Annotated in this window: 20 protein-coding genes and 2 pseudogenes; 5 read left to right on the top strand and 17 right to left on the bottom strand. The window is 62.2% G+C overall.

Translation table 11 applies throughout. The features are described 5' to 3' along the window. Positions 1-5: 5 nt before the first annotated feature. The 6 genes from ABIE52_RS27260 to prpD form a co-directional block, all read right to left on the bottom strand. Positions 6-521 carry a MerR family transcriptional regulator gene (locus tag ABIE52_RS27260; RefSeq protein ID WP_192712219.1) on the bottom strand — a complete coding sequence of 172 codons (516 nt, stop codon included), beginning with the start codon at positions 519-521 and terminating at the stop codon, positions 6-8. A 10-nt stretch (positions 522-531) separates the two neighbouring features. Next, a complete protein-coding gene (locus ABIE52_RS27255; protein WP_192712218.1) occupies positions 532-1,392 on the bottom strand; it encodes an SDR family NAD(P)-dependent oxidoreductase in 861 nt (286 codons plus the stop codon). Positions 1,393-1,452: 60 nt separating this feature from the next. Further along, positions 1,453-2,235, bottom strand: a complete 783-nt coding sequence (locus ABIE52_RS27250) for an enoyl-CoA hydratase (RefSeq protein ID WP_064114155.1) — start codon at positions 2,233-2,235, stop codon at positions 1,453-1,455. Positions 2,236-2,424: 189 nt separating this feature from the next. Beyond that, complete coding sequence (locus tag ABIE52_RS27245) at positions 2,425-3,546, bottom strand: bifunctional 2-methylcitrate synthase/citrate synthase (RefSeq protein WP_047269777.1); 1,122 nt, start codon at positions 3,544-3,546, stop codon at positions 2,425-2,427. Beyond that, complete coding sequence (prpB, locus tag ABIE52_RS27240) at positions 3,543-4,460, bottom strand: methylisocitrate lyase (RefSeq protein ID WP_058226554.1); 918 nt, start codon at positions 4,458-4,460, stop codon at positions 3,543-3,545. Before prpB ends, ABIE52_RS27245 begins: the two co-directional genes overlap by 4 nt. Beyond that, a complete protein-coding gene (gene prpD, locus ABIE52_RS27235) occupies positions 4,460-5,962 on the bottom strand; it encodes a 2-methylcitrate dehydratase PrpD (protein ID WP_007732586.1) in 1,503 nt (500 codons plus the stop codon). The genes prpB and prpD overlap by 1 nt, the downstream gene beginning before the upstream one ends. 167 nt (positions 5,963-6,129) lie before the next feature. Between prpD and ABIE52_RS27230 the strand changes: the two genes are divergently transcribed. Both ABIE52_RS27230 and ABIE52_RS27225 read left to right on the top strand, forming a co-directional pair. Then, entirely contained in the window at positions 6,130-7,551 is a 1,422-nt protein-coding gene (locus ABIE52_RS27230; RefSeq protein ID WP_003939891.1) for a short-chain fatty acyl-CoA regulator family protein, read from the top strand. A 67-nt stretch (positions 7,552-7,618) separates the two neighbouring features. Beyond that, positions 7,619-8,614 (top strand): endonuclease/exonuclease/phosphatase family protein, encoded by a 996-nt coding sequence (locus ABIE52_RS27225; protein WP_064114154.1) that lies wholly within the window; start codon positions 7,619-7,621, stop codon positions 8,612-8,614. A 70-nt stretch (positions 8,615-8,684) separates the two neighbouring features. On the opposite strand, the pseudogene ABIE52_RS27220 reads toward ABIE52_RS27225, so the two are convergent. The 6 genes and pseudogenes from ABIE52_RS27220 to ABIE52_RS27195 form a co-directional block, all read right to left on the bottom strand. Beyond that, positions 8,685-9,923, bottom strand: a pseudogene (locus ABIE52_RS27220) (HNH endonuclease signature motif containing protein). A 114-nt stretch (positions 9,924-10,037) separates the two neighbouring features. After that, the gene (locus ABIE52_RS27215) at positions 10,038-11,945 is read right to left on the bottom strand and encodes an alkyl/aryl-sulfatase (RefSeq protein ID WP_050656827.1); all 1,908 of its coding nucleotides are present in this window, start codon (positions 11,943-11,945) and stop codon (positions 10,038-10,040) included. A gap of 63 nt (positions 11,946-12,008) precedes the next feature. Next, on the bottom strand, positions 12,009-12,335 hold the full coding sequence (locus ABIE52_RS27210; RefSeq protein ID WP_003939954.1) for an SHOCT domain-containing protein: 327 nt from the start codon (positions 12,333-12,335) through the stop codon (positions 12,009-12,011). 24 nt (positions 12,336-12,359) lie between these two features. Next, complete coding sequence (locus ABIE52_RS27205) at positions 12,360-12,788, bottom strand: DUF6325 family protein (RefSeq protein ID WP_007732604.1); 429 nt, start codon at positions 12,786-12,788, stop codon at positions 12,360-12,362. Positions 12,789-12,858: 70 nt separating this feature from the next. Beyond that, positions 12,859-14,130 (bottom strand): MFS transporter, encoded by a 1,272-nt coding sequence (locus ABIE52_RS27200; RefSeq protein ID WP_007732605.1) that lies wholly within the window; start codon positions 14,128-14,130, stop codon positions 12,859-12,861. Positions 14,131-14,175: 45 nt separating this feature from the next. Beyond that, on the bottom strand, positions 14,176-15,171 hold the full coding sequence (locus ABIE52_RS27195; protein WP_037128852.1) for an aldo/keto reductase: 996 nt from the start codon (positions 15,169-15,171) through the stop codon (positions 14,176-14,178). A gap of 101 nt (positions 15,172-15,272) precedes the next feature. Between ABIE52_RS27195 and ABIE52_RS27190 the strand changes: the two genes are divergently transcribed. Then, positions 15,273-15,830 (top strand): TIGR03086 family metal-binding protein, encoded by a 558-nt coding sequence (locus ABIE52_RS27190; RefSeq protein WP_020970773.1) that lies wholly within the window; start codon positions 15,273-15,275, stop codon positions 15,828-15,830. On the opposite strand, the gene ABIE52_RS27185 is transcribed toward ABIE52_RS27190, so the two are convergent. From ABIE52_RS27185 to ABIE52_RS27175, 3 genes are all read right to left on the bottom strand, one after another. After that, on the bottom strand, positions 15,827-17,101 hold the full coding sequence (locus ABIE52_RS27185; RefSeq protein WP_192712217.1) for an alkaline phosphatase family protein: 1,275 nt from the start codon (positions 17,099-17,101) through the stop codon (positions 15,827-15,829). The genes ABIE52_RS27190 and ABIE52_RS27185 overlap by 4 nt on opposite strands. After that, on the bottom strand, positions 17,098-18,786 hold the full coding sequence (locus ABIE52_RS27180; protein ID WP_003939836.1) for an alkaline phosphatase D family protein: 1,689 nt from the start codon (positions 18,784-18,786) through the stop codon (positions 17,098-17,100). The genes ABIE52_RS27185 and ABIE52_RS27180 overlap by 4 nt, the downstream gene beginning before the upstream one ends. Before the next feature lie 103 nt (positions 18,787-18,889). After that, positions 18,890-19,231 carry a hypothetical protein gene (locus ABIE52_RS27175; protein ID WP_003940142.1) on the bottom strand — a complete coding sequence of 114 codons (342 nt, stop codon included), beginning with the start codon at positions 19,229-19,231 and terminating at the stop codon, positions 18,890-18,892. 142 nt (positions 19,232-19,373) lie between these two features. Between ABIE52_RS27175 and ilvD the strand changes: the two are divergent. Beyond that, positions 19,374-21,070: pseudogene (ilvD, locus tag ABIE52_RS27170) on the top strand (dihydroxy-acid dehydratase). Between the two features lie 13 nt (positions 21,071-21,083). Here the strand turns inward: ilvD and ABIE52_RS27165 are convergent. Continuing rightward, positions 21,084-21,740 carry a S1 family peptidase gene (locus ABIE52_RS27165; RefSeq protein ID WP_007732621.1) on the bottom strand — a complete coding sequence of 219 codons (657 nt, stop codon included), beginning with the start codon at positions 21,738-21,740 and terminating at the stop codon, positions 21,084-21,086. Positions 21,741-21,814: 74 nt separating this feature from the next. Next, entirely contained in the window at positions 21,815-22,534 is a 720-nt protein-coding gene (locus ABIE52_RS27160; RefSeq protein WP_003940205.1) for a DUF6319 family protein, read from the bottom strand. Between the two features lie 206 nt (positions 22,535-22,740). On the opposite strand from ABIE52_RS27160, the gene ABIE52_RS27155 reads away from it, so the two are divergent. Further along, a complete protein-coding gene (locus ABIE52_RS27155; protein WP_007732623.1) occupies positions 22,741-23,841 on the top strand; it encodes an adenylate/guanylate cyclase domain-containing protein in 1,101 nt (366 codons plus the stop codon). The last annotated feature ends 2 nt before the right edge of the window (positions 23,842-23,843 follow it).

Genomic DNA, 23,843 nt, shown 5'->3' with positions numbered 1-23,843 from the left:
ATCGCTCAAGAGACCCCGCGAGGGTTGCTTCCGGTTTCACTCGGCAAAATATCCTGCTCTCCGGTCCGCCCGCCGTACGTCGCAATCTTGTACTCCGTCGCAGCCAAAGACAACGTGAGCTCCTTGATCTGCCGACGAACGGTGTCCCGGTGCTCGAGCAGCATGTCGAGCCTCTCCGGAATTGTCCCTTCACCGGCGTCGACCAGTTCGACGTAGTGCTGCAGGTCGCGAATCGCCATACCTGAAATACGCATGCGGGTCAGAAACACCAGCCTGCGAACAGATTCCGGACCGTACACACGATGTCCGCTCGAGTCACGATCGACCTCGACCAGACCGATCTTCTCGTAGTAGCGCAGCGTATGTGCCGAGACATCCAGCAGGTCCGAGACTTCGGCGATCGACATCGGCTCCTGAACGTCCCCTGCATCGACGAGTCGGTGAATCACCTCGATCGACATTGGCCCGTCCACTTCCCCAAGTGCCTCGAGTGCCTTACGCATCAAGTCTTCCGTAGCCATGACTCTCAGCCTAGAACGGGCGGACAGGGCCGGCAGCATCCGCGAAGTCTGCACTGCGAGCCAGGTCGGCCCAGACGCATACCTCGGCGAGATTCTTCCGATACGACGCGGAGACACGCTCCACGGCTTCCTTTCCGAGTGGCAGACGAAGTGGCACATTCTCGCTGTGCACAAGCGAGGTGATGATCTCTGCTGCTTTCTCCGGATCACCCTCCTGAACACCGTCTGCGGCCGCCATGTCCCGCAGAACGGGATCCAGCAAATCACGGTATTCCGATGATGATTCGGCGAAGCTCAGAACGCCAGGCGTGTTGAATGCTGTACGGAATCGGCTGGGCTCGACGATCATCACCCGAACGCCGAACTGCGCGACCTCACCGGCGAGAGCCTCCGACCAACCTTCGAGAGCGAACTTCGACGCCGAGTACGCCCCGACGCCGGGAAACGACATACGGCCGCCTTGACTGCTCATCTGCACGATCGTCCCGCTGCCCTGCACTCGCATCGACGGGAGGACGGCGCGCACCAACGCGGCGGGTCCGATCAGGTGCAGTTCCATGAGATCCCGCAAGGTCGAATCGTCCACCATCTCCGCCGCACCGACCATCCCACGACCGGCATTGTTGACCAGCACGTCGATGCGACCAAAACGCTCGAGCGCATATTCGACGACGCCCGGAGCCGCTGCGGTATCTCTGACGTCGGACGTCACCGCCGAGAACCGATCCGGATTCGCCGACGCAATATCTGCAACGGACTCGGGACGACGAACTGCAGCGACTACCGCGTCCCCCGATCGAAGTGCAGACAGTGCGAGTTCACGGCCGAAACCCTGAGAAACTCCAGTGATGATCCAGGTCTTTGTTGTCATGGTCGGCAACGCTAGGGGTTAGAGCGCGCTCCAACGCAAGCCTGTGGTTCTACCGCCGAACTACACGCCGGCCCAGAGCGGTCGTTCTCCGCGAAGGAAACCGTCGACGCCGGCTTTGAAGTCGTCACTGCTGTAGATCATGCTCATCAGATCATCGTTGTCGGCAATCACTCGGGTTCTGATGCGCCGCAGGGACTCCCGAATAGTCCAGACGGTCATCGGGGCGGCGGCAAGTAGATCGCGAGATACCTGGGCAGTCAGGGTCGCGAACTCGGACTCTGTTGCACAGTCGCTGAGGAAGCCGCTCCGCAGAGCCTCGCCACTCGACATCACCCCAGCCCGAGCGATCAACGACATCAGACGCGAACTGCCGATCCTGTCCGCCAGCAAAGCCACGGAATGGATCGACAACGAGTTTCCGAGTGTGCGCGCGATCGGTAGGCAGAAGCGTGACCCCTGCGTCGCGATCCGCACATCGCACGCTGCCGACAGCAACAGCCCTGCTCCCGCGCACACACCGTCGATGACCGCGAGGGTGGGAACCCTCACTTTCTCGAGTTCGGTCAGTACGCCGACGAACCGGCTTTCGTAGTCGAGCCCGTCGTGAAAGCTCGAGAAGGTTTGAAAGTGGCCAATGTCGGAGCCCGCCGAGAACGCCTCTCCCCCAGCACCTCGGAGAGTGACTAACCGAATCTCGCGGTCGGAGTCGGCGCGCCGGCAGGCTCCGGCAATGGCGTCGTACATCTGCGGGGTCAATGCGTTGCGCTTTTCCGGCCGGTTGAACACGACGTCGAGGGTCTCGCCACGACGGATGATCAAGATTTCTTCGTGCGTTTCAGTCATGACACTCACGTTATTTCCGGTAGAGAAAAGTCGAAACACATTGCACTTGAATATCTTTGCGAATTCTCGATGCAAAGTTGCAGATAGTGCGAACGGAGAAGCGTCGACGAGGCCAGGAGACGGTGATGCCAGAACCGAACCTCGCCGACGCAGTATCAAAGGGGTGTCATGCCACGACAGCAAAAAGTGTCATGCCACGACTGTGCGCTGTGGCACGCCCGAATACTGGCTCAGCGGCCTGATCAGTGCATTCGACTGCCCCTGCTCGATGATGTGCGCCGTCCATCCGGTGATGCGGCTCATCACGAAGATCGGCGTGAACATCTCGACGTCGAAGCCCATGAGGAAATATGCAGGGCCCGTGGGGAAATCGAGATTCGGCTTGATTCCGGTGGCACTGACCATGGTCTTCTCGAGGATCTCGTACATCTGCACCCACTTCTCGCCGTCGGTCGCTGCCGCGACGTCGAGGAGGGCCTGCTTCATGGTCGGAACACGCGAATCACCGTTCTTGTAGACGCGGTGCCCGAAGCCCATGACCTTCTCCTTGGCAGCCAACTTCTCCGACATCCAGGCTTCGGCGCGGTCGGGGTCGTCGATCTCGAGCATGTCGTGCATGACAGCTTCGTTTGCACCGCCGTGCAACGGGCCCTTGAGCGTGCCGATAGCAGCGGTCACTGCGCTGTAGATGTCCGAAAGTGTGGACGTCACAACACGAGCGGCGAACGTCGAGGCGTTGAAGGAGTGCTCCGCGTACAGGATCAGCGAGACCTCGAAGGCCTTCACGATCGCCGACTCCGGAACAGCACCGAAACACATGTTCAAGAAGTTTTCGGCGAAACCCAGGTCCGACTGCGGCGCGATGGGATCCTGACCGCGCCGGCGGCGGAAATCGGCTGCGACGATGGTCGGCAGCACAGCCGTCATCCGCAGCGCCTTGGCCAGATTGGCCTTCTCCGAGTTGTCGTCCTCCGCCGGATCCTCGGCGCCGAGGTAGCTGATCGCCGTGCGGACAACATCCATGGGGTGGCAGTTGTCCGGCATCTTGGTCAGGAGTGAGAGCAGTGAGCGGTCGGCACGACGGGCCGCACGCTCACGCAGGCAGAGTAATTCGAGCTGCTCGGGAGTCGGCAGTTCGCCGTACCAGAGCAGGTGCGCAACTTCTTCGAAGCTGCAGTTCGCGGCAAGGTCCTGCACTGCGTAACCGCGATACGTCAACGAATTCGTCTCGGGCACTACCTTGGAGATAGCCGTCGTATCGACGACAACTCCGGCCAAGCCCTTGTAGATCGTCGGAATCTGTTCGGTCATGTCCTACTCCCCTCCAAGCTGAAATTGAAAATGCCACTGTCGAATTCGTTGTAGCGCTCGTACTCGAGAATCTCGTACAACCTGCTGCGATGCTGCATTTCGCCGAGCAGTCCTTCTTGCGTGCCCTCCGCAAAAATCTCGCGCAGACCCTTTTCGATAGCGAACATCGCCAGCCGAAGGGTGGTCACGGGGTAGATGACGGCGTTGAAACCGATCTCTTCCAATGTCTTCGCCGAAATGAGGTTCGACTTCCCGAACTCGGTCATGTTGGCGAGGAGCGGAGTGTCGACTGCTGCGCGGAACTTCTCGAAGTCGGCCTCGGTGGCAAGAGCTTCGGTGAAGATCAGATCGGCACCGGCATCCACATAGGCCTTTGCTCGCTCGATCGCCGCGTCGATACCGTCGATTCCGGCAGCATCGGTGCGCGCGCAGATGACGAAGTTCGGGTCACGACGCGCCGACACTGCAGCACGAACACGGCGAACCATGTCTTCGGTGGGCACAATTGCTTTGCCGTCGAGGTGCCCGCAGCGTTTGGGGTTGATCTGATCCTCGAGGTGCAGACCGGCTATTCCGTCGTCCTCGAAGATCGTGACCGTGCGGGCCGCGCTCATAGGTTCACCGAAACCGGTGTCGGCGTCGACGAGCGTCGGGAGGTCCGTGACGCGCGCGATCTGCTTGCTGTGGCCGGCGACCTCGGTCAAGGTGGTCAGTCCGATGTCGGGAAGCGCCAATCCGGCGGAGTACGCACCACCTGAAACGTAGACACCCTCGAACCCGATTTCCTCAATGAGCTTGGCTGTCAGCGGATTGATCGCACCCGGGAGTCGTTGAATCTTTCCGGACGTCAGTCCGGCCCGGAAGGCAATCCGCTTGTCGGCTGCAGACGTCGCGGCTGCGATGAGGCCCGACATCAGAAAAGTCCCTTGGCGACCTTGGGAGCCCGAGCGAGAACGTCTTCGGAAACGGTGAAGGTCAGCTGATCGAGTTCGCCTGCCTTCAATTCGGCGGTGCGCTGAGCCGCATCGAGGAAGCGGTCCTGTTCGCTCGGCTCGATGACGCCCTCGGCGAGGGTGCGGAATTTCGCGACGTACTGATCGCGAGCGAACGGACGTGCGCCGAGCGGGTGCGCATCGGCCACCGCAAGCTCGTCGACGATGACTTCGCCGCTCTTCAAGGTGATCTCGGCGCGAGCACCGAAAGCCTTCTCGTCCGGATCCGTCGAGTGGTAACGGCGTGTCCATTCGGGATCTTCGCGCGTGGAGATCTTGTTCCACAGCTCGATCGTGTCCGCGCGCTGTGCACGCTCGGACGCGTAGGAATGTTCATGGTGCCACGTACCGTCCTGTAGCGCAACGGCAAAGATGTACATCACCGAGTGGTCGAGGGTTTCACGCGAGGCGGTCGGGTCGAACTTCTGCGGATCGCCGGAACCGGTGCCGATGACGACGTGGGTGTGGTGGCTGGTATGCAGGACGATCGAGGCGATCTGGTCGAGATCACCGACACGAGAACGCATTCGGCGAGCGAGGTCGATCGGCGCCTGGCTCTGGTACTCCGCGGAGTGTTCTTTGGTGTACGAGTCGAGGATGGCGCGCTTCGCCTCACCCGAACCGGGCAGCGGAACGTGGTACTCCTTGTCCGGGCCACCGAGTAGCCAGGCGATGACGCCGTCTTCGCCTTCCCAGATCGGTGACGGTGCGCCCTCACCGCGCATCGCGCGGTCGACCGCCTCTACGGCAACCTTGCCTGCCAGCGCAGGCGCGTACGCCTTCCAACTGGATATCTCGCCCTTGCGGGACTGACGTGTCGCCGTCGTGAGGTGCAGCGCCTGGCCGATTGCCTGGTAGACCGTCTCGGTGCCCAGGCCCAGCAAAGTTCCGATACCTGCCGCAGCCGAGGGGCCGAGGTGTGCGACGTGGTCGATCTTGTGCTCGTGCAGGCAGATAGCCCGAACCAGGTCGATCTGGATCTCGTAGCCGGTCGCCAGACCACGAATCAGGTCTCGACCGTCACGGCTGGTGTGCTGAGCGACGGCGAGGATCGGCGGGATGTTGTCTCCGGGGTGCGAGTACTCGGCGGCGAGGAACGTGTCGTGGAAATCGAGTTCACGAACCGCGACACCGTTGGCCCAGGCGGCCCATTCAGGCGAGAACGTACCGGGGATACCGAACACGGTGGAGCCCGGCGTATACGGATGCGACTGTGCTTGCGCCCGCGCATTCACCACGGGACGGCGCACCAGGGAAGCTGCGGCAACTGCCGCGTTGTCGATGATCCGGTTGACGATCATGTCGGATGTGGCGTCGGTGACGTCGACGGAATCCGTCGCAACTTCCGCGATCTTCCACGCGAGGTGGTCTTCCTTGGGGAACTCTTCGGCAGAGCGGTGAGTGCGTACGAGATGCGTCTTCATCGGTCCTCTTCTCACGTTCTTCGGTATCTATTTGCACGCTACGCAGCTCATTCACCTCGGGATAGGCCCTCGCAATTGCCTATTTGTGCAATGACAATGCTGCAATGTTGCGAATGTTGCGAATAGCTTCTCGGTAGGGTGAACGCGATCGGCACCGAGGAGATTCGATGAAGAAGATGTACGCGGGAGCGCGGCTGCGACGGCTGCGGGAGGAACGAAACCTGTCACAGTCCGCACTGGCGAAGGCACTCGAACTCTCCCCCAGCTATGTCAATCAACTGGAGAACGATCAACGACCGCTGACGGTGCCCGTCCTTCTCAAGCTCAACGCCGAGTTCGATCTCGACGTGCAATTCTTCGCCTCCGATTCCGACGCACGCCTGGTTGCGGACGTTCATCACGCCTTGGCCGAAACTTCGGAATCTGGAGACGTATCTCTGGCCGAGGTGGACGAATTGGTGGCCCGCATGCCGGCGGTCGGACGCACCCTCGTGATGTTGCACCGCCGCCTTCACGCCGCGACAGAGCAGTTGGACCAGTTCTCGACGCAGTTGTCCGGCGAACCAGCGTCCGATGTGTCACTCGTACCGATGCCCTACGAGGAAGTTCGGGACTTCTTCTACGACCGAAAGAATCACATCGCCGTTCTGGACGACGCTGCCGAGCAGATGTTTCTGGACAACGGATTGTCCGTGGGCGCAGTGGATTTGCAACTGGCACGACTACTTCGCGATCAGCACGGCGTCACCGTGACGATCCGTACCGACGAACCCGACAAGCTCGGCCCCAAGCGTTACTACGATCCGAACAAGTCGGTCCTCACACTCGCCCGTCGTCTGTCGGCAGGACAACGCGCGTTCCAGATCGCAATGCAGTTGGCCTTCTTCACGCAGGCCGACGTGATCGATTCCCTTGTCGCCGAGGATGAATCATTGAGCGCCGAGTCCGCAGCGCTGGCTCGCGTCGGACTCGCACACTACTTTGCCGGCGCACTGCTACTCCCGTACACCCAATTCCTGCAATCCGCTGAGGCCTTGCGGTACGACATCGACCTGCTCAGCCTCAAGTTCGAGGTCGGCTTCGAGACAGTCTGCCACCGGTTGTCCACTCTCCAACGACACGGCCAACGCGGCATCCCTTTCTTCTTCGTCCGAACCGATCGCGCCGGAAACATCTCGAAGCGTCAGTCTGCTACCGCCTTTCACTTCTCCAGAGTCGGAGGCAGCTGCCCGCTGTGGGTCATCCACGAGGCATTCGCGAGCCCAGGTCGCATCCTCACTCAGGTCGCGAAGATGCCCGACGGCCGGACATACCTCTGGGTGGCGCGCACTACCCACAGCGGCGGACTCGGGTACCTCGCACCCGAGCGCAACTTCGCCGTCGGACTCGGTTGCGACATCGGCTACGCCGATCGCATGGTCTACTCACACGGAATTCAGACGGACGACCCCGCGACCATCGTGCCGATCGGCGCGGGGTGCAAAGTCTGTGACAGGCCAGCGTGCTCTCAACGCGCCTTCCCCCAACTCGGCCGCTCGATCTCCGTCAGTGAGAACAGCAGCAGCCATCTTCCGTATCCGCAACAATAGGGCGCAAACAATAGGGCGCACCGACTCCACCTGCAGTTTCCCGGAGCTACGACGCTCTTCTGCTTCCATGGACGTCATGCAACCCGATGCCGTGACCCCTCGTCGACTGGTTCTTCGCCGCCTTTCGGCCGTGGCCGGTGTGGCCGGCATCGTGACTGGTTTGGTTGCCTTGATCGCAACTCAGTTGGACGTCGATCACAACATCGTGATCGTTCTCGCGTCAGTGGCGCCCTTGTTGATGATTGCTCCGCTGATCGGTGCCGTCGTCTCGGGTATCGGGCGTCAGTGGATCGTGTGCGCCGCCTCGATCCTCGTCCTTGGGTTGTTCGGATGGTCTGTGAGCCCGCTGTACATCGGCGGAACTGGGGAGTCGACGTCTGCGAACGGTCCACCGATTCGAATCATGCAGGCCAACTTGATGGTCGGTGCAGCGGATCCGGAGTCGCTTGTGGCGATGGTCCGCGAACGCGAGGTCGACGTGGTGACGGTCCAGGAGTTGACGTACCAGGAAGCCGACGCGCTCAAAGCCGCCGGGCTTGACGAGGTTCTGAGCCACCAATTCCTCGTCCCGTACACCGACGGTGGTGGCGGGGCAGGAATCTACAGTCGCTTTCCACTCTCCAATCCGCGTAGCCTCGACGGATTCTCACCCGAAACGCTGTCCGCAGAACTGAATGTCGGCTTGGCGCAGCCAGTCACATTGTTCGCCGTGCATCCGGCACCGGCGTACATCTCACCGGCTTCGGTGTGGGCGGACGAGCAGCGAAGGCTTGGGTCTTACATGGACAAAGTCGCCGGGCGGGACAACGTGATAGTGAGCGGCGACTTCAACGCGTCGTACTCGAACAAACAGTTCCGGAATCTTCTCACGAACGGATATACCAGCGCCGCCGACCAATTGGGTTCCGGCCTGATCCCGACCTATCCGACCGACAAGCGGTATCCGGCGGTGGTCGGTATCGACCACATCATCACGAAAGGCGCCGTGGCGACATCCTTGGAACGGATCGAGATCGAGGGATCCGATCACCACGGCCTGATTGCCGACATCACGTTGTCTTGAGTAAATACTGGATTGAGCAAGCACCGGGGCATGGTTGTGCCCCGGTGCTCACGTCTTCAGTTGTCGCGGTTCACGCCGCTGTGGGTGGGCTGTTCCCGCCGATCGGCTGCTGATACGGATCCACCGACATCGGCGGATAGAACACCGTCTTCCGATCCGGTCCGATCTCCACCCGCCACTCGGTGTGATGCAGCGTCCGGTAGTGATGGCCGCACAACAAGATCAGGTTGTCGAGATCCGTTGGGCCACCATCGTTCCAGTGAACAATATGATGGGCATCGCACCACCCCGACGGTGTCCCGCACCCCGGAAACGCGCAACCACCATCACGAACCGCCAACGCCCGCCGCTGCGGAACCGTCGCCGTTCTCGCTTCCTTGCCGCAGTCGAGCGGAACACCATTCTCGTCCAACAAAATCCGCGTCACGGTGCAGTCGCACGCCAACATCCGCGCGGTATCGATACTGATGGGGCCCACCCAATCCGCCCACGCGAAACCCAACTCCTCCGTGGACGGCAACAGGTCTTTCAACGCCTTGAGGTCCGTCATGTCTTTCGCCGACGCAGTCACCGTGATGTGCGGTTTCACCCCGCCCTCGATCGGACCCAACCCCGCCCGCTAGTACCGCCGCAACAACTCGCAAAACCCATCCGCACGCCGTAATGCCGGAGTACGCGTGTCCTTGACCCCGTCCTTCTCCGGCGTCGGCGCAGACAGGCTCGACAGCAACGTGATCAGACGGGCCCCGTTCACAGCATCCAGATCACCCTTCACGGTCACCCGCCCGTACAGGCCCTTCGACGCGTAGAACTCGTTACGCTCCGAATCCTCACCCACCGGAACCCCGTCTTCGCGCTTGCCGTACTGCTTCTCGATCCGCCGGATCGCCGCCCGCACCGCATCACAATCGGCGATGTTCTGCGACGCCAGGCCAAGCAGGATTCCGCGGGCCTTGTCCACATCCGCCAGGGTCATGTTCTTCGGCGGATGCTGACAAAACGACGCCACCTGCCGCGCCTTCAACGCGTCAACCTCACCGCGATGAAACGCATCGCCCACCACGGGTTCGAGCATCAACAACCGCGCCAACCCGACCAACAGACTGCACTCACCGATCTCCAAATTCGTCGAACCATGCAACCACTGCGCGATCGCCCGAAAACCCTTCCCACCGAGAACCTCACGGGAAAACATCTCCACGATCAGCAACACCAACCGCGACTGCAACTCGTGCCGGACACGCACCAGATCCAGAACCTCACCCTTGAGGTCCTCGCCATCCAGCTGCCACGCATCCCGACTGTCCATGCCCAAAGTTTAATCGAACACACTTTCGAGAACCAGAGACAAAACGGACAACTTCAAAAAGGTGCGCGACTCGAGACCTGTTGAAGTACAGGCTCGTTCACGACTGATACAGCGCTAGGTCGGAGTGACTATCGCAAAGTTCGGATCCGGCTCGTCGAGGTATCCGGCAAGTTCTGCGAGCTTCGCCGGGTCGCCGGAAACCGAGATGGTTCCATTCGCAATCTCGGCACCCAAGTCCACACCACCGAGCAGCACACCGAGTAAGTCGCGCCGACTCAAACTGAACATCGCATCCACAGACCCAGCATCTGCAGACCCACCTTCCACGTCGAAATGGATCAGAACTCCGTTGCTGAGTTCCGTTCGGTGAACGATGTTTTCGTCAGTGATGTTCCAATCGACGACGATGTGCGAGCCCGCTGCGCGCACTCCATCCACGCGCAGCGATACTGCATCGAAGACTTGACTTACCGACAGCGCTGCGGTGATGTCGGGCGCCGCGGCAACCGTGGGCGTCCCCACTGAGCCGTTGCGCAGTTCGTATGCACCGGTGAGGTAGAAGTTCCGCCATGTGCCGTTCTCGGCGCCGTACCCGAGTTGCTCGAAGGTATCGGCCTGCAGATTCTTGGCCTCGACGTTGTCCGGTTCAGCGAAGACCACGTAGTTCACCACCTGCGCAACCCAGCGAAAGTCGCCGCGCTCGTACGATTCCCGAGCTTTCCGTAACACTTCTGCTGATCCGCCCATGAACTCCACGTGACGCTTGGCCGATTCGACGGGTGGATGCTCCCACAGATGCGCAGGGTTACCGTCGAACCAACCCATGTATCGCTGGTAGATGGCTTTGACGTTGTGACTGACGGAACCGTAGTACCCGTGCGTGTGCCACGCTTGCGCCAATGCAGTTGGCAGCTCGATCGATTCGGCGATCTCGAGACCGGTCCACCCCTGATTGATTCGACGAAGTGTCTGATCGTGAAGGTACCCGTAGAGGTCGCGCTGCAATGACAGGAACTCGGTGAGCCGTTCGGTCCCCCACGTCGGCCAGTGGTGGGACGCAAACAGAACGTCGGATCGTGAGGCGTAACGATTGATCGATTCCGTCAGGTACGCAGACCAGACGTGAGGATCTCGTACCAGGGCACCGCGAAGCGTGAGCAGGTTGTGGAGAGTATGAGTTGCGTTCTCCGCCATACACAGTGCGCGCAAATCCGGGAAGTAGAAGTTCATCTCGGACGGGGCCTCGGTTCCGGGCGTCATCTGGAATTCGATCCGAACGCCGTCGATCGTCTCCGTGTGACCTGTCTTCGAGATCGACACCGTCGGCGAAATGAGCGTCGGTGTGCCGGTTGAGGTGGTCTGCCCCAACCCGGCTCCGACGCTACCTCGGGGACCTCGGGGTAAGGCCGCTCCGTACATGTAGGCCGCACGTCGAGCCATTGCCGTTCCCGCATAGACGTTTTCCTCGACCGCGTGCTCCACGAGCCCGGTGGGTGCGACGATCACGCATCGCCCGGCGGCGACGTCGTCGTCGGTGGTCACTCCTTTGACCCCGCCGAAGTGGTCGATGTGCGAATGCGTGTAGATCACCGCGACAACCGGTCGATCACCACGATGCTCCCGATACAACGCGAGACCAGCGGCAGCGGTTTCCCGGGAGATCAGTGGATCGATGACGATGATTCCGGTATCTCCCTCGATCAACGTCATGTTCGACAGATCAAGTCCGCGAATCTGATAGATCGAATCCGTCACCGCAAAGAGTCCCTGCTTGGCGACCAACTTCGACTGACGCCACAAGCTCGGATTGACCGTTGGCGGGCAGTCCTCGTCAAGGAAGGCGTAGGAATCGTTGTTCCACAGGACTTTCCCGTCCGAATCGGCAACCAGCCCCGGATCGAGTGCGGCGACGAAACCCCGCTTCGCCTCGGTGAAGTCGGCGTCGTCGGAGAACGGTAGAGTCTCGGCGACTCGGGCGTTCGCGGCTTCGATTGCGGCCGATGCCGCACGTGGGTCGATCATAAGTCAGCCTTTCACGCCGAATTGCGGCAATGCGCATTGCCGCAATTGAAGAGAACAGCAGGGCTAGCTCAGCAACTGCGCCTTTGCCGCCGCGAACTCGGCATCGGTCAACACGCCGGACTGATGAAGCTGTCCCAACTCCTGCAGCTTGGAGACCAGATCGTCCGCGCCTGAAGGGGGAACGGACTGCACGGGGGCGACCTGCTGCTGCGGCGGCGGCTGTTGCTGCTGGTACTCCTGCTGATATTCCTGCTGCTGCTCGCTGGCCTTTCGTTGACTCCGTCGATCCATGGCGTTGGACGTCGCCTTTGCGGTTCCAGCCACTACCGCCGTGCGCGCCACCGTGCCGAGCAACCCCGGCCGCCCTCTGCGTCCACCTCGAAAAACCATGCCGAACTCCTTGGGTAATTGTCGCTACTGAAATGCTGCTTCGACCGCTGCGACGACTACCTCGCGCGGTATCTGAACGTGAAGGACTACGTCGCCGCCGCCACCGCGAACCGTCGACGCGAGCTCACGCGCCCACGTCTGCTCGTAGACGATGACTGCGGCGGACGTTCCTGGTTCGAGTGACTCACGGACCACGTCCAGGTCCTCGTCACTGATCAATGCCTTGGCTTCGATGGACAGAATCGCCAGTCCGATGTCGGTGAGATCTTCGTCGACATCGATCTGCGACACCTGTCCGTCCGCGTCCTTGGCGATGTACACGAGGTCGAGCAGAGTGACAAAACCTCGTTCCACCACGTTCTGCAGCGCGGCGACAGCTTCAGGATCCACAGTTGAACCTGGGAATGCCAGCACCACGAGCTCGACCGGTCCGATGTTCATTGCGTCGTTCATCCATCAAGCCTGGTGGCTCGGACGCTTGGGAACCTCACCCGCAGGGGATGAATTACCCGATGCGATCGAGTTATTTGTTGCGACGAATGACTTCGCGAATCGGCCGTACGTGTACGCCTTCTGCTGCGAGGGCTCGCCGGGCTTTGCCTCGGGTGACGAGCACACCGACGATACCGAGAATCCAAACCGGATATTGCACCATCCAGGCGACACGGAATCCGTCGAACGTGTACCCGCCCATGTGTCCGAGGATGACGCCCATCACTTGAATCACGATGAGGGAAGCGAGGAATCCCCCGATGTTGACCATGCCTTGCGCGGTGCCCATCGCCGAACTCGGGTTCGACGTACGCGCGTAGTCGAAGCCGATCACCGAACCCGGTCCACCCACCGAGATGACGACCACCAGGATCGTCAACAACCAGAGCGGAGACGGTTCGCTTCGTGAAAGCACGATCGTCCACATGAGCGCGCTGGCGACCATGATGGTGAGAACCAACCACGATCGACGCATGGGATAGCGACCGGTGAGAATACCGAGGATCGGGCCGGCCACGATTGCCGAGATGACTGACAGCGTCAGCAGCGAGCCGACCGTCGTGGAGTCGAGGCCTTGAGCCGATTTCAGGTACGGCACACCCCACAGCAGCGCGAACGTCGTGATCGAGAACTGAGTCCCCATGTGGCTGAAGAACCCGAGTCGGGTGCCGGGCCGCATCCACACCGTCTTGATCTGTCGCCCGATCTCCTTGGCGCCGGCCGGCACGGCGACCACGTCGGCACCGGGAGGCGCGTCGCGGATGACACTCAACGCCAGCGCAAACGCCAACAGTCCGACAGCGGCAGCGCTGCCGTAGGCAAAAGTCCAGCCCGGTCCGGACAACAGCAACATGAACGGAAGCGCAGACATCACCTGGCCCAGCTGACCGAGGATGCCCGTGAACTGCGAGACCAACGGCACCTGCCGGGGCGGGAACCACTGCGGTACCAACCGCAACACCGAGATGAAGGTGAGTGCATCCCCGGCACCGACGGCAATACGTGCACCGATCGCGACGGGCAGCGATTCGGTGAAGGCGAGAGCCAACTGCGCGGACATCATGATGAACGCACCGACTGCGATCATGATCCGCGAACCGTAGCGGTCGAGGAGGACTCCCGCCGGAATCTGCATGCCGGCGTACACGACGATCTGCAGCACGACGAAGCTCGACAGAACGCTGGGCGAGATCGAGAACCGATCAGCAGCAGACAGACCCGAGACGCCGAACGAAGTGCGGTGAAGCACGGCGATCACGTAGGCAAAAACACCGACACCCCAGACCAACCACACTTTTTTCATCGGGTCTGTATGTTACTCCTGTCTTTCGCAAGGCTCAGGACATGATTATTCGCGGCCCTGAGACACCCAATTCAGATCGGCCGAACGGAAGCCTTCGGTGATCGCGGCGAGGGAGTCGAGGCGAGCGATCTGGTCTTCGCTCAGAACGATGTCCAACGCTCCGGCGTTTTCGGTGACTCGTGCAGCGAACCGAGTGCCGGGAATCGAAACGGAAGGCAACCCGTACTGGCGGCCCTTGGCATCGAGCCATGCCAGGGAAACCTGTGCAGGCGTCGCGCCGAGCTCCTCACCGACGGCGCGGACCACGTCGAGAACCTTCTGATTGGCGGGAAGTGCGGAGTCCGAGAAGCGGGGGAAGCGTCGGCGTAGGTCGTTGTCACCGAGCGTCGCCGCATCGAACGATCCCGCCAAGAAGCCTCGGCCCACAGGTGAAAAGGGCACGAACCCGACTCCGAGTTCCGCCGCGGTGGGTACTACCTTGTTCTCGACGTCACGGCTCCAGATGCTCCATTCCGACTGGATCGCCGCGATCGGATGTACCCCGTACGCACGACGCAGTTCGTCACCGGTCGCCTCGGACAGTCCGATGTTGCGGACCTTGCCCGCCTTCACCTGCTCCGCGATCGCGCCGACGGTGTCTTCGATCGGCACGTTCGGGTCGACCCGGTGCAAGTAGTAGAGGTCGACATGATCGACGCCGAGTCGTCCCAGAGACTCGTCGAGTGCCCGCGGCACGTAAGCCGGGTCTCCGTTGATCCCGCGCTGACCGTTGGCGATGTTGCCGACCAGACCGAACTTGGTCGCCAACTGCACTTCGTCCCGGCGGTCTTTGAGAAGCTCTCCCACCGCACGCTCACTCGAGCCCTCGCCGTACACGTTCGCGGTGTCGATGAATGTGATCCCGATGTCCACCGCATGGTGCAGCGTGGCGAGCGCCTCGGCCGGATCCACCGGGCCGTAGACCGGGGCGACGGACATCGCGCCGTATCCCTGGGCGCTGACAGTGAGACCTTCGGCCAGAGTGACGGTGGGGACGGTCATGAAAACTCCTCGATTCGACTGAGCGACAACCCCGACAGTCTTCACCGAATCGAAGCCTCACGCACCGATTAACGTCACGCTGATCGGGTTACCCTCGAGTGATGGCATTCGATTGGCTCGAACTCGTACTCACCGCCCACCGCGAATTCGGTTCACGACTCGCTGCGGTCGAGGACTGGAACGCACCCACGCCCGACTCCGACTGGCACGTCGAACACCTCGTCCGCCACGTCATCGAGGAGCAGCAGTGGGTACCGCCGCTCCTGGCCGGACTGACGGTCGGCGAGGCGACACCGGACATCGTTCCCGTCGGGGACGACCTGTGGACCGAATGGCAGAAGTACTCCGATGCCGCAATCAAAGCGTGGAAATCGACGGACCTCAGTGCCCACGTTCACCTCTCGTACGGCACGGTGAAGGTGGAACCCTATCTGCGCCAGCAGACCTCGGACGTCACGATCCACACCTGGGACCTTGCGCGAGCGGTCGGAGCAGACGAGCGGCTCGATCCAGACCTCGTCGAGGCCGTCTGGTCCGACCTCGACGGGCAGCGCGACATGCTCGCCGAGAGCGGTCTGTTCTCCGCTCCCGTCGATCTTCCTGACGATGCGTCGTTGCAGGACAAGCTGATTGCCCTGACCGGTCGCGATCCTCGTTAGACGTTCAGCGACACACCCGTCGTGCGAGCGACGCCGTCCCAGCCGCCGGCAGGTGCACCGAGGCCGAGCAGAGCCGCAACCGTCGGCGCGACGTCGATCGTGCGAGCCTGCGTGTCGATCTTCCGTCCACCGTCCAGAACGGGATGTCCGCCGCTGAGGAAGAACGGAATGGGCAGTGTCACGAAGTGGCCGTGGTTGCCGGGAATCGGGTTGGACAGTGGAGTCGGATCACTGAACCGCCAGCCCTGAGCGCAAAACGCAACGACGTCACCGGCATTGGTGCCGAGATCGAATTCGGCGGGGAGGTGGCTGGATTCGACGCCGTCCACACCATCCACGATCTGCTGAATCCGGCTGACGGCTTCCGCCCGTTCGCCATCGGGTCCGACGAAGTAGATCAGGTCTGCGCCACCGTTCTGGGCGATTCGAATCTTGCCTGCCAGCAACGGGTCCGCGTTCAGCGGTCGATCCAAGCCGATGAGCCGCGCGGGCTCCGACCAGTCCATCGAGTGGTCGGCCAACACGATCAGAATGCTCCGATTCCAGCGCCCCGTGTCATGAAGGAAGTCGACGAAGCGGCGAACCTGGTTGTCGGTGTTCTGAAGTGCAGCCGTGCGAGCGATCCGGACGGACGGACCGGACAGATCCAGGTGCCCGACCCGATCGACGTCACCGAGGTTGGTGAACGAGAGCCGCGGCGAGTTCCCGCCGACGATACGGATCAAGGCGTCGATCGTGAAGTTGTCCGGCGCATGCTCGGTACCGGGAACGAGCGGCTGCGGATCCCACACCAGTGAGGCGCGGTCACCGAACAACCCGTGCAGGTAGCGCTTCGACAGCACACTCGCAGTGGTCAATCCGAGTTCGGTGCGCACCCGATCCAGAACCGTCGATGCCTGCAGGTCGGAAGGCCGATCGAGGTCACGCTTCTTGTCGATGGCCGGATCGTAGACGGAGTTGGCGGGTACACCCGAACGCGCCGGCAGCACTCCCGTCATCATCGCCGTGTGGTTCGGCAGCGTCTCTGCGATCGTGATGGCACTGGCGTCCGGGTAGTGGATACCGCCGGCCGCAAGCCCGGTCAGCGTCGGGGTGAGCTCCGATCGCAGCTCGTCCGGCCGCATGCCGTCTACGACTATGACATGCACGTCCAGGTCTGGGATTCCGGCGCTGGTGGGAACACTCGCGCGAGCGGGCGTTCCGAGCAATGCCGTTCCGGCGACAACACTTCCACCGATCAGAACGCTACGACGCGAAACTTCGATACTCACTGGTCGACTCCTGGTCGGTACGAGGCCTGATCGAGGGCGGCCGAGGTGGGTGAGACTCTACTGCCCGCGCCTGCCGGAAGACGGTAGCTCACGGCGTAGTGCGCATTGCTCTGCGGATTGGTGAGATCGTCGACGTAGTACCAGTCCATCTGAGTACCTTCGCGGGCGATTTCGAATACGCCGTAGCCGTGCGAATCCAGTTCGACGTACCGCACGTGTCGGTTCACGGCCTTGAATGCTTCTTCTGCCGCAACGGTTACCGTGCGCGGTGGCACTTTCAGCATGTCGTCGATATTGGGCGACGTCACCGACGGGACGACGAACTCGGCGCCGACGGTCGGCCCACCCGGATAGTTGGCGGCGTTGGTCGGTAGGTCGCAGGCCCACGACGTGTGGATGTCACCGGTGATGAAGACGGTGTTGTCCACACCGTTCGAGGTGATCGCGTCGAAAAGCCTGGTGCGGTCGGCGGTGTACCCGTCCCACTGATCCGTGTTGTACGGGACACCGGCCTGCGGCACACCCACCAGTTCGGTCAACGCCGCGGTGGTCGCCGGTTCCAGCGGCGGGAACACGCAGGGCGTGATCATGACCGGATTGCCGACGACCTTCCACTGCGTCGGGGAGGTGACGATTCCGTTGGTCAACCAATCCATCTGTGCGCGTCCGGTAATGGTGCGCGACGGATCGTCGACCTGCTTCATGGTCGGTTGCTCGTCGCGGTAAGTACGCAGATCGAGCATCGAGATCTCGGCCAGATTCCCGAAGCGGAACCGACGATACAGCTGAACGCTCGAACCACTACCCGACGGGCGGACGGGCATCCACTCGAAATATGCCTTGGCCGAGTTGGCCTTTCGATCTGCCCAGTCACCTTCGACACCGGGAGTGTGGTTTTCGGCGCCGTCCCGGTACGCGTTGTCGGCCGATTCGTGATCGTCCCACGTGGTGATGAACGGGAGCTTCAGGTGCAGAGCTGCCAGATCCGGGTCTGTCTTGTACTGCGCGTGCCGAATTCGGTAGTCGGCCAGCGAAATGATCTCGTGGGCCGGCTCGTGAAGGCGAACGGATCCGTTTCTCGCGCCGTACTCCCCCTGCCCGTACTCGTAGATGTAGTCACCGAGGTGGATGATCGCGTCGAGGTCTTCGCGGAATGCCAGGTGACGATAGGCACCGAAATACCCCGCCTCCCAATTGGAGCAGGACACCACGCCGAAGCGGAGACGATCGAGATCTGCCGAGTTCGACGGAGCCGTGCGGGTGCGGCCCACCGGAGAAACAGCCGAACCCGCAGTGAATCGGTACCAGTACGTCGTCGACGAATCGAGTCCGGTGACGTCGACCTTCGCGGTGTGATCGGAATCCGCCGAAGCAGCAACACTTCCGGACGCAACGACGCTCGCGAACCCCTCATCGGTCGCGACCTGCCAGTTGAGAGTCACCGCCGGCCCGACGCCGGAACCGGGCGTCGCGTCTGCCGTCGGGGTGATGCGGGTCCAGATGATCACCGCATCCGGCAACGGGTCACCGGATGCCACGCCGTGCGCGAAGCCCGGGCTGCCACCCGGAACCTCGGCACCGGCGTGGCTCGCCGAAGCGACACCGAGACCTACTGCGCCGGCAAGGGCCGCCGATCCCTGCAGCAGGCCACGTCTGGATATTCGATCGAAGGCATTCGTGTGCACGCTAGGAGTGAACCCGCACCTGAACGGGCGTTCAAGAGAGCTTCGGGATGTTCACCCAGGCTTCGCCTGCGCTTCTCTGGAAGTTTGATCGAGTCGATCCCGATCACAACCGGTAATCGAGGGCCGAGCCTCGAACCACACCGACCTTGACTCCGATGTAACCGCCGAGTGCACCCCCGGCCGCGATCAGGATCCAGAACGCCGGCGGAAGCAGAGCCTCGGACCCGTCGACCTCGGAGAACGCGGAATAGCCTGCGATCAACGCGCCGAACAGGATGGGCAGTATCAGCAGAGCGGCAAAGAAAGTCACCCACACCGATACGAAGCGGCCCTTCCACCGGGCAATCTCGTGCAGAACCGTCAGAACGACCAGGAAGACACCACTACCGGTCAAGAAGGCGGCCAGAACTGCAAATCCGAAAGCCGAAGTCAGTTCCGACTCCACGTGAATCCCCCTGTACGTCAATCACCTGCACACTCAGCCCCAACTGCGATGCGACGAGTCTATTCACGACGGACGGCGTTTGTCGGCAAGTCGAGTCGCTCGTCTGCCGGAAACACACCCCGCTGACGCCTATGCTTGGAAAATGACCGAACCCGACATCAAGCCCAGAAGTCGTGACGTCACCGACGGACTCGAAAAGACCGCAGCGCGCGGCATGTTGCGTGCAGTAGGAATGGGCGACGACGACTGGGTCAAGTCGCAGATCGGCGTCGCCTCGTCCTGGAACGAAATCACGCCATGCAACCTGTCCCTCGATCGCCTGGCCAAGGCCGTCAAGGAGGGCGTACGGGAAGCCGGCGGGTTCCCTCTCGAATTCGGCACTATCTCCGTCTCCGACGGCATTTCGATGGGGCACGAGGGCATGCACTTCTCCCTCGTCTCCCGTGAAGTGATCGCGGACAGCGTCGAGACCGTCATGCAGGCCGAGCGTCTCGACGGATCGGTCCTTCTCGCCGGCTGCGACAAGTCGTTGCCCGGCATGATGATGGCGGCGGCCCGCCTCGACCTCGCCAGCGTGTTCCTCTACGCCGGCTCCACCCTCCCCGGCGTCGCCAAACTTTCCGACGGCAGTGAGCGGGAAGTCACCGTCATCGACGCGTTCGAGGCGGTTGGCGCCTGCTCGCGTGGGCTGATGAGCCGCGCCGACGTCGACACCATCGAACGGGCGATCTGCCCGGGCGAAGGCGCGTGCGGCGGCATGTACACGGCAAACACGATGGCCAGCGCCGCCGAGGCCATGGGAATGTCGCTGCCCGGCAGCGCTTCACCGCCCGCACCGGATCGTCGCCGCGACGGCTTCGCCCGCGAGAGCGGCAAAGCCGTTGTCGAACTCCTGCGTCGAGGTATCACCGCGAGGGACATCCTCACCAAGGAAGCGTTCGAGAACGCCATTGCAGTAGTCATGGCATTCGGCGGATCCACCAATGCGGTGCTCCATCTCCTCGCGATCGCGCACGAAGCGTACGTCCCGCTGACGCTCGACGACTTCGCTCGCGTCGGCGCGAAGGTCCCGCACCTCGCCGACGTCAAGCCTTTCGGGGAAAGCACGTCATGACGGACGTCGACCGTATCGGCGGCGTCCCCGTGATCATGAAGGCATTGCTCGACGCGGGACTCATGCACGGAGATTGCCTGACCGTCACCGGTAAGACCGTGGCGGAGAATCTCGCGCACATCACCCCGCCCGATCCGGACGGCAAGGTCCTGCGGGCGATGAACAAGCCCATTCACCCCACCGGAGGCATCACGATCTTGAAGGGGTCACTCGCGCCCGGCGGCGCGGTGGTCAAGTCGGCAGGATTCGAGTCTGATGTATTCGTCGGCACTGCACGGGTTTTCGAACGCGAGCGCGCCGCGATGGATGCTCTCGAGGACGGCACCATCACCGGCGGTGACGTTGTCGTCATCCGCTACGAGGGCCCGAAGGGTGGTCCCGGGATGCGCGAAATGCTGGCCATCACGGGCGCGATCAAGGGCGCGGGTCTCGGCAAGGACGTCCTGCTGCTGACGGACGGACGATTCTCGGGCGGCACCACCGGCCTGTGTGTCGGACACGTTGCGCCCGAGGCGGTCGACGGCGGTCCCATCGCGTTCGTTCGCGACGGCGATCAGATCCGACTCGACGTGGGTACCGGACAACTCGAATTGTTGGTCGACGACTCCGAATTGGAAGCCCGCAAGAAGGGCTGGGAGCCGTTGCCGCCTCGCTACACACGTGGTGTGTTGGCCAAGTACTCCAAGCTCGTGGGATCAGCCTCGGGTGGAGCAGTGTGCGGCTGATCCCAGCCCGCCGCTAGATCGGCCGGTACCCGGCGCCGACACCTCCGTGGGCATTGATCGTGTCCACGATGGAGGTCATGTTGGTGCCGAGTTCCGGCCCCAGGCACGGCACCCAGAGGTAGGCGTTGACCATCGCGACCAGCGTCGTCCCGACCGTGACCGGGGCTCCCGAATCACCGTGGTCGACGCAGATCTGAGTCCAGGTGGATGCGTCGGCGCTCAGGTCTCCCCAGACGACGCCGCAGGTCGTGCCCGTCGTACGGCCTTCCTTGCAGGCTGTAGCCGGGAAGCTGGCTGGAGCGCCGATCGAGGTGATGGTTGCCGCGCCCACCGTTCGAACTGGTGTGACCTTGCCCGGATCGAACTGGATGACCCCGTAGTCCAGGTCCGGGTTCGACTCGACGAACGTGCCGACCACGCCTGCGTCCTCGTTGCTTTCCGGGATCACGAACGATCCAGGACCACCGCAGTGACCTGCGGTGATACCCACGAGTCTGCCGCCGTTGTCGTGACCGATAGTGGTCAACGTACAGACCAGCTGATTGTCGATGATGATGCCCGAACCACCACCCATGGGCGTGGGTGCAGCAACAGCGTTGCTGCTGACGATGAACCCGAGTCCGAGTGCCAAGACCAACGCTGCCAGAGCCGAAACAATTCGCTGCAACATCACAATCTCTCCGCCGGTAATCTCCCCGCTGCAAAAAACGCATACCCCGGAAAGTGCGGACCTACGCAGCGTTTCTAGTCGGTAGCTCCGAGCGCTTCGAGCATCTTGCGTGCCTCCTCGAGCTGACGACTCAACTCGTCGACTCGCGCTGCAGCCATGTCCCGTGCAGCGACGATGATGGACTCGACAGCCTCGATTGCGGTGGGCTCACCCAACTCGCGGACAGCTCGCTCGACCGCATCGGGTGCGACCGGAACTGCTTTGCCCGGACGCTTGGCGCCCTGTGTGACCGTCACGCTCCAGTCGTTATCCGCGCCGGCATGGATGGTGACGCTGATACCGGCCGGCAGTTTCTTCGCACGCTTGACGGCCGGACGAGGTGTCGCGGCAGGGGCAGCAGTGGTAGTCGGTACCGGAGCGGGTGCAGGCTGCGCACGCGGCTTCGGTCGAACAGGCTCTACGAGTGGCTCCATCAGGGGCTCGGACTCCACAACTGGTTTGGGCCGTGGCGCCGGTTTGGCCGGTGCCGCGGAGACGCGGTTGATGCGCAATTCCTCTGCCTCGAAAGGCAATTCGTCGTTGACGCCTTTGGGGCGGATCATCACGGTGTTGCCGTCCACCGACACGACTTTCGCCGAGGTACCGGCTTCGATCCCCAAGCTGGGAGTCGCCTCGCGCAGATAGACGGTGGCGCGCTTGCCTTCGGCGACAGCCGTGGCGAGCGCTGCCAGATTGTCCGCAGTGAGGTGATCCGGCGTTGATGCGGCAGCGCCGGAACGTCTACGGGGTGGCATGCGCAGGTCCTTTCAGAAGTATCTCGTGCATTTCGGTATCGACAGTGCTTTTCTCGGGGCAACTCTTGCACAAGCCACCGACGTGTTGACTCTCACCGCCCGCCTGAGCCCGAGGATCCGTAGACGGTTCGGCCAATTCAGTACTGTTCTCGGGGCACCGCGTGGAAGATGGTGGACAGAAATTCGTTGCGGCAATAAGGAGCACGGTGAGCAGTTCGGAGTCAGAGTGGATCGACGAGGTCACCGAACCCGCCCCTGCTGAATCTCACGTTGCCGAACCTCACACCGCTGATCCGGTCGACGTCGATGCTCATCTGCTCAGCCGGATTCAAGCCGACATCGAGGAGTCCCTCCTCGGCGGACCGCGCTGCTTCACGCAATCGCAGATCGCGGAATTCGCCGGTGTGACACGCGAGCGTGCCGATCGTTTGTGGGTCGCGATGGGCTTTGCCGTCGACGAGGATCCCGACGCCGTCATGTTCACCCAGCAAGACGCCAACGCCCTCAAGACGATCATCGACATGGTCAATCGAGGAGTCATCTCGCAGAGCAGTGAGGTGGCTGCCGCCCGTTCACTGGGGCAGTCGATGTCGAGGTTGGCTGAGTGGCAGGTCTCGCTGATCAGCACACACATCATCGACCAGCTCGCCGACTCGGCAGATCACGAGCCCGAAGCGATCCGGAAGATCGTTCTGCGCCTCGGCGCCGAGATCATTCCCGCTGTCGAATCTCTGCAGACGTACGTGTGGAAGCGCCACGTCGCGTCGTCGACGGGCCGCAACGTCGGAAACCCGGGCGAAGAAGTAGCGAGTCGTGTTCTGGTCGTGGGTTTCGCCGACATCGTCGGGTACACCTCGCTGACCCGCGGCCTCGACTCCGCCGAACTCAACGATCTGCTCGAGCGGTTCGAGTCCGCGTCCACCGAAATCATCGGTCGCAACTACGGCTGGGTGGTCAAGACCGTCGGTGACGAGGTCATGTTTGCCGCTGAAAGTCCCCACCACGCCGCCGAGATCGCTTTGCAGATCCAGCAGGCGGTCCTCGCCGATCACGACGATCCGCAGCTTCGGGTGGGTCTGGCCATGGGGCCGACATTGGTTCGCTTCGGAGATCTCTACGGTTCGGTGGTCAACAAGGCCGCGCGTCTCACCAGCTCTGCTCGTCCCGGCACCGTGCTGATCGACTCCGAGTTGGCCACCCAACTCGGCTCGGACGCCAATTTCAAACTGCGGCACCTACGTCCGCGACGAGTGCGCGGCATCGACAGGCTCGAGCAGTACGTGCTACGCCGCAATCTGGAGCCGTGAGC

Source organism: Rhodococcus sp. OAS809, from assembly GCF_040546695.1.
GTDB lineage: Bacteria > Actinomycetota > Actinomycetes > Mycobacteriales > Mycobacteriaceae > Rhodococcus_F > Rhodococcus_F qingshengii.
The sequence above is the reverse complement of the archived record's forward strand: the minus strand, read 5'-3'. Positions and strand labels throughout refer to the sequence as shown.